Source organism: Methylobacterium variabile (assembly GCF_001043975.1).
Lineage (GTDB): Bacteria > Pseudomonadota > Alphaproteobacteria > Rhizobiales > Beijerinckiaceae > Methylobacterium > Methylobacterium variabile.
The window spans coordinates 1-6824 of record NZ_LABY01000323.1 but is presented as its reverse complement, the minus strand read 5'-3'; the positions used below and the strand labels follow the sequence as shown (position 1 = coordinate 6824).

The following is a 6824-nucleotide window of genomic DNA, read 5'->3' as shown; positions in this document are numbered from 1 at the left end:
CACCGCCGGCTCGACCGCGATCGTGGTGGTGACCCAGCTCCACCCGATCTCGGTGGTGTTCACCCTGCCGGAGACCGTGCTGGCGCAGGTGATGGATCGCCTGCGCGCCGGCGCCACCCTGCCGGTGCGGGTCTTCGACCGCTCCGACACCACCGAGATCGCCCGCGGCACCCTCGACACCGTCGACAACCAGATCGACGTCACCACCGGCACGGTGAAGCTGCGCGCCCTGTTTCCGAACAAGGACGACCGGCTCTTCCCCAACCAGTTCGTCAACGCCCGCCTCGACGTCGACACGGTGCGGGACGCCGCCCTGGTGCCGGCAGCGGCGGTGCTGCGGGGCACGCCGGGCACCTACGTCTACCTGCTCACCGGCGACGACAAGGTCGCGGTGCGCCCGATCGAGATCGGCGAGAGCGACGGGGTGCGGACCGTCGTGACCAAGGGGCTCGCGGTCGGCGACCGGGTGGTGGTCGACGGAACCGACCGGCTGAAGGACGGGGCGCAGGTGCGCGTCACCGGCGGGAGGCCTGAGAAGGCGGCCGGGCCGGAGGCGAAAGCGGCACAGCCGGCGGGCGGGGAGGGCGCCGCCCAGCCGCACCAGGAGGGGCAGCGCCAGGAGGGGCAGCGTCCCGAGGGCGAGCGCCCGCACCGTCGCCGGCAGCAGAGCCAGAACCCGTGACTCATTCGAAGCGCGCCGCCCTTCTCCCTCCTCCCTCTGCGGGGGAGGGTGGCCTGCGGCGAGTGCGCAGCACTCGTGCCAGGCTGGGAGAGCGGACCCACTTCTTCGGAGGGGCCGCGGCCGTCCTGACGGGCGTCACCTGGATCAGCGTCGCGCTGCCCCTCTCCCGCCCCGCCTCGCGGGGCGCCCTCCCCCGCAGAGGGGGGAGCGTTCGGCGCGCACGTCCGTCCACGCAAAATGATCGGGCGTTCCGATGAACCCCTCCCGCCTGTTCATCCTGCGCCCGGTCGCCACCACGCTGCTGATGCTGGCGATCCTGCTCACGGGCATGATCTCCTACTTCAACCTGCCGCTCTCGGCGCTGCCCTCGGTCGATTACCCGACGATCCAGGTGCAGACCTTCTATCCGGGCGCCAGCCCGGAGGTGATGACCTCGGCGGTGACGGCGCCGCTCGAGCGGCAGTTCGGGCAGCTCGCCAACCTCAACCAGATGACGTCGCAATCGTCGGCCGGCGCCTCCGTCATCACGCTTCAGTTCAACCTCGACCTCGGCATCGACGTCGCGACGCAGGAGGTCCAGGCGGCCATCAACGCCGCCGGCAACCTCTTGCCGAGCGACCTGCCCGCCCCGCCGGTCTACGCCAAGGTCAACCCCGCCGACGCGCCGATCCTGACGCTGGCGCTCACCTCCAAGACCCTGGCGCTGACCCAGGTCCGCGACCTCGCCGAGACGCGGCTCGCCCAGAAGATCAGCCAGGTCTCCGGCGTCGGCCTCGTCTCGATGGCGGGCGGGCAGCGGCCGGCGGTGCGTGTGCGCTTCAACGCGACGGCGCTCGCGGCCTACGGCCTCAACATCGACGACCTGCGCACCACCATCAACAACCTCAACGTCAACACGCCGAAGGGCTCGATCGACGGGCCGACCCAGTCCTTCACCATCAACGCCAACGACCAGATCCGCGATCCGAGCGCCTACCGCGACGCGGTGATCGCCTACCGCAACGGCGCGCCGGTGCGGCTCTCGGCGGTGGCGGAGGTGGTCGAGGGGGCGGAGAACACCCAGCTCGGCGCCTGGATGGACACGACGCCGGCGGTGATCCTCAACATCCAGCGCCAGCCCGGGGCCAACGTCATCGCGGTGGTCGACCGGATCAAGGCGCTGCTGCCCCAGCTCCAGGCCACCCTGCCGGCGGCGATCCAGGTCACGCCGCTCACCGACCGCACGGTGACGATCCGCGCCTCGGTCGAGGACGTGCAGTTCGAGCTGCTGCTTGCCATCGCCCTCGTGGTGCTGGTGATCTTCCTGTTCCTGCGCTCGCTCCCCGCGACGCTCATCCCGAGCCTGTCGGTGCCGCTGTCCCTCGTCGGGGCGCTCGCCGTCATGGACCTGTGGGGCTTCTCCCTCGACAACCTGTCGCTGATGGCGCTCACCATCGCCACCGGCTTCGTGGTCGACGACGCGATCGTGGTGATCGAGAACATCGCCCGCCACGTCGAGGAGGGCGACAGCCCCCTGGAAGCCTCGCTCAAGGGCTCGCGCGAGATCGGCTTCACCATCATCTCGCTCACCGTGTCGCTGCTCGCGGTGCTGATCCCGCTCCTGTTCATGGGCGAGGTGGTCGGCCGCCTTTTCCACGAATTCGCCATCACGCTCGCCGCCACCATCGTGATCTCAGGGGTCGTCTCGCTGACCCTGGTGCCGATGCTGTGCGCGCGCCTCCTGCGCCACCAGCCGCCGCAGGCGCGGGCCGCCGGGCGGATCGCCAGCGCCGGGCGCCGGCTGATGGAGGGCGGCATCGCGTTCTACGGCCGCACCCTGAGGGGCGTGCTCGCCGTCCAGGGGCTGACGCTCCTCGTGGCGCTCGGCACCCTGGTGCTCACCGTCTACATGTACGTCGTGATCCCGAAGGGCTTCTTCCCGGTGCAGGACACCGGCCTGATCCAGGGCATCACCCAGGCCGACCAGACCGTCTCCTACGCCGCCATGGCCGAGCGCCAGCAGCGCCTGGCGGAGGAGATCCTGAAGGACCCGGACGTGGTCAGCCTGTCCTCGTTCATCGGCGTCGACGGCCAGAACGTGACGCTGAACTCGGGCCGCTTCCTCATCAACCTGCGCCCGAGGGAGGAGCGGGCGGAGAATGCGAGCGCGATCATCCGGCGCATCAGCGCCCGGGTCGCCGACGTGCCGGGCATCGCGCTGTTCATGCAACCGGTCCAGGACCTCACCATCGACACGGCGGTGAGCGCGACGCAGTACCAGTTCATCCTTGAGAATCCGGACCTCGCCGCCTTCGACACCTGGGTGCCCCGCCTCGTCGACCGCCTGAAGCAGATTCCCGACCTCGCCGACGTGGCGAGCGACCGGCAGGCGAGCGGGCTCGCTGCCTACATCACCATCGACCGGGCGACGGCCGGCCGCTACGGCATCACCCCGGCCTCGGTCGACAACGCCCTCTACGACGCCTTCGGCCAGCGCATCATCTCGACGATCTTCACCCAGTCGAACCAGTACCGGGTGATCCTCGAGGCCGACCCCGACCTGCACCGGACCCTCGATTCGCTGCAGCGGATCTACCTGCCGTCCTCCACCGCCACCAACGGCCAGGTGCCGCTCACCGCCATCGCCAAGGTCACCGAGCGCCGGGCGCCGCTCCTCATCAGCCATCTCGGCCAGTTCCCGGCGACCACGATCTCGTTCAACCTCGCGCCGGGGGCCTCGCTCGGGCCGGCGGTGGCGGCGATCAAGACGGCGGAGCAGGAGCTCGGGATGCCCGACAGCTTCCGGCTGATCTTCCAGGGCTCGGCGCTCGCCTTCCAGGCCTCCCTCGACAACACCCTGTTCCTGGTGCTCGCCGCCATCGTCACGGTCTACATCGTGCTCGGCGTGCTCTATGAGAGCTTCGTCCACCCGATCACGATCCTCTCGACGCTCCCCTCCGCCGGCATCGGGGCGCTCGCCGGCTTGATGCTGTTCGAGCACGACCTCGACATCATCGGCATCATCGGCATCGTGCTGCTGATCGGCATCGTGAAGAAGAACGCCATCATGATGATCGACTTCGCGCTCCAGGCCGAGCGCGAGGAGGGCATGACCCCGCGGGACGCGATCTACGAGGCCTGCATCCTGCGCTTCCGCCCGATCATGATGACGACCTTCGCGGCCCTGTTCGCGGCGGTGCCGCTGATCCTCGGGACGGGGACCGGCTCGGAGCTGCGCCAGCCGCTCGGCATCTCGATCGCCGGCGGCCTGATCGTGAGCCAGGTGCTGACGCTCTACACCACGCCGGTGATCTACCTCGCCTTCGACCGCCTCGGGCGTCGGTTGAGCGGGCGGCGGCGGAGCGGGCTGGCGCCCGGGGAGGCGGTGCCGTGAGCGCGATGGCCTCCGACTCTGACCGCTCCCGATCGGTGCGAAGTCTCTCATCGCGCACCGCCCTGTCCCGGACGACTGGAGCGTCAGCGGTAGGAGATCCGGGATCCAGCGCAAGGACTCGCCGCGAAGCGGCTCCGGCTTCCAGCACCGTTGCAGCATGCAGGGCCGCTTCGCGGCACGTCTTCTGCTGGATCCCGGGGCGCATTCCGCTGACGCTGCATGCGCCCGGGAAAGGGCTGCGGAGAACAGTCTGTTCGTCGGTTCGGCGCGCCGGCCGCCGTGACACCGCGGGCGCCCGCCCGTGAACCTCTCCGCCCCCTTCATCCTGCGCCCGGTCGCCACCACGCTCCTCACCCTCGGCGTGCTGCTGGCCGGCCTGTTCGCCTTCGTGCGGTTGCCGGTGGCGCCGCTACCGCAGATCGACTTCCCGACCATCCTGGTCCAGGCGCAGATGCCCGGCGCCAGCCCCGACACCATGGCGACGACGGTGGCCGCCCCTTTGGAGCGGCGCCTCGGGCAGATCGCCAACGTCGACCAGATGACCTCGACGAGCTCGGTCGGGCAGACCCGGATCGTGCTGCAGTTCGGCCTCGACCGGGACATCAACGGTGCGGCCCGCGACGTGCAGGCGGCGATCAACGCGGCGCGCGCCGACCTGCCGACGGCGCTCCGCGCGAATCCGACCTACCGCAAGTTCAACCCGGCCGACGCGCCGATCGTGATCCTGGGGCTCACCTCAAAGACGCTCAGCCCCGGCGCGCTCTACGATTCCGCCGCGACCGTGCTGGCCCAGAAGCTGTCGCAGCTCGAGGGCATCGGCAACGTCGAGATCGGCGGCTCGTCCCTGCCGGCGGTGCGGGTCGAACTCGATCCGAACGCCCTGTTCCACTACGGCATCGGGCTCGAGGGCATCCGGGCGGCGCTCGCCAGCGCCAACGCCAACTCGCCGAAAGGCGCGATCGAGGCCGGCGAGCGGCGCTACCAGCTCTACGCCAACGACCAGGGCCGCAAGGCGGAGGATTACCGCGACATCGTCGTGGCCTACCGCAACGGGGCCGGCGTGCGCCTGCGCGACGTCGGCCAGGTGATCGACGGCGTCGAGGACCGGCGCAACCTCGGGCTCGTCAACGGCCAGCGCGGCGTGCTCCTGATCGTCTACAAGCAGCCCGGCGGCAACGTGGTCGAGACCATCGATCGCCTGAAGGAGGCGCTGCCGCAGCTGAAGGCGGCGCTGCCGGGTGACACCGAGCTGATCGTCACCGGCGACCGCTCGCTCACCATCCGGGCGTCCTTGGCGGAGGCCGAGCGCACGCTGATCATCTCGGTCGGCCTCGTCATCCTAGTCGTCTTCGCCTTCCTGCGCTCAGGACCCGCCACCCTGATCCCGGCGGTGGCGGTGCCGATCTCGCTCGTGGGCACCTTCGCGGCGATGTGGCTGTGCGACTACAGCCTCGACAACATCTCGCTGATGGCCCTCATCATCGCGGCGGGCTTCGTCGTCGACGACGCGATCGTGGTGCTGGAGAACATCCAGCGCCACATCGAGGACGGGCGCTCCCGGGTCGAGGCGGCGCTGATCGGCGCCCGCGAGGTCGGCTTCACGGTGCTGTCGATGAGCCTGTCGCTCATCGCGGTGTTCCTGCCGATCCTGCTGGCGGGGGGCCTGATCGGGCGGTTCTTCCAGGAATTCGCTGTCGTCCTGTCCCTGGCGATCCTGATCTCGCTGGTCGTCTCCCTCACCACGACGCCGATGATGTGCGCCCGCTTCCTGAAGCCGGGGGCGCACGGGGCCCGGCCGGGGCCGATCGCCCGGGTGCTGGAGGGCGGGTTCGCGGGGCTGCTCGGCCTCTACCGCGTCACCCTCGACTGGGCCTTGCGCCACGGCGTGACCGTGATGCTGGTGCTGCTCGCCGCGGTGGTGCTGAACGTCTACCTCTACGTGATCGTGCCGAAGGGGTTCTTTCCTCAGCAGGATACCGGCCAGATGATCGGCGGCATCCAGGCCGATCAGCGCATCTCGTTCCAGGCGATGAGCGCCAAGCTGCGCCGCGCCACCGCCATCGTGCAGGCCGACCCGGCGGTGGAGAGCGTCGTCGGCTTCACCGGCGGGCGCGGCACCAACTCGGCCAACGTCTTCGTCGGCCTCAAGCCCCTCGGCCAGCGCGACCCGATCAGCGACGTGATGGCTCGCCTGCGGCCAAAGCTCGCCGGCATCCCCGGAGCGCGGCTCTACCTCTTCCCGCGCCAGGACTTCGCCGTCGGCGGGCGCCAGAGCTTCTCGCAGTACCAGTACACGCTCCAGGGCGACACCAGCGAGGAGCTCTACGCCTGGACCCCGAAGCTGCTCGAGGCGCTGCAGAAGGACCCGACCTTCACCGACGTCACCTCCGACCAGCAGCAGGGTGGCCTGGAGACCCGCCTCGTCATCGACCGTCCCACCGCCTTCCGGTACGGCCTGACGCCCGACCAGATCGACAACACCCTCTACGACGCCTTCGGCCAGCGCCAGGTCTCGACGATCTACAACCCGCTCAACCAGTACCACGTCGTGATGGAGATCGCGCCGCGCTACCTCGACAACCCCGAGACCCTGAAGCTCATCTACGTCTCGACCTCGGGGGCCCGGGCCCGCGGCTCGGCTACCACCAACGCGGTCGCCGGCACCGTCGCGAGCGCCGCCACCGCGACGACCGACGCCAGCAACGCCGCGGCAGCGGTCGCGACAGACTCGGCGCGCAACGCCGCCACGAATTCAATCGCGTCGGCCGG

3 protein-coding genes are annotated in these 6824 nt (G+C 70.1%); all 3 read left to right on the top strand.

The genetic code is table 11. The annotated features are described in order from the left end of the window. On the top strand, window positions 1-682 hold a 682-nt coding region (locus VQ02_RS32175), incomplete at its 5' end, for an efflux RND transporter periplasmic adaptor subunit (RefSeq protein ID WP_048448340.1). A gap of 253 nt (window positions 683-935) precedes the next feature. Further along, complete coding sequence (locus VQ02_RS32170) at window positions 936-4055, top strand: MdtB/MuxB family multidrug efflux RND transporter permease subunit (protein WP_048448339.1); 3120 nt, start codon at window positions 936-938, stop codon at window positions 4053-4055. Window positions 4056-4356: 301 nt separating this feature from the next. After that, the coding region (locus VQ02_RS32165; RefSeq protein ID WP_048448338.1) for an efflux RND transporter permease subunit at window positions 4357-6824 on the top strand (2468 nt) is incomplete at its 3' end.

Bases quoted from the DNA above. Each gene is read 5' to 3' on its own strand.
- VQ02_RS32170 (WP_048448339.1), top strand. From the start codon at position 936: ATGAACCCCTCCCGCCTGTTCATCCTGCGCCCGGTCGCCACCACGCTG.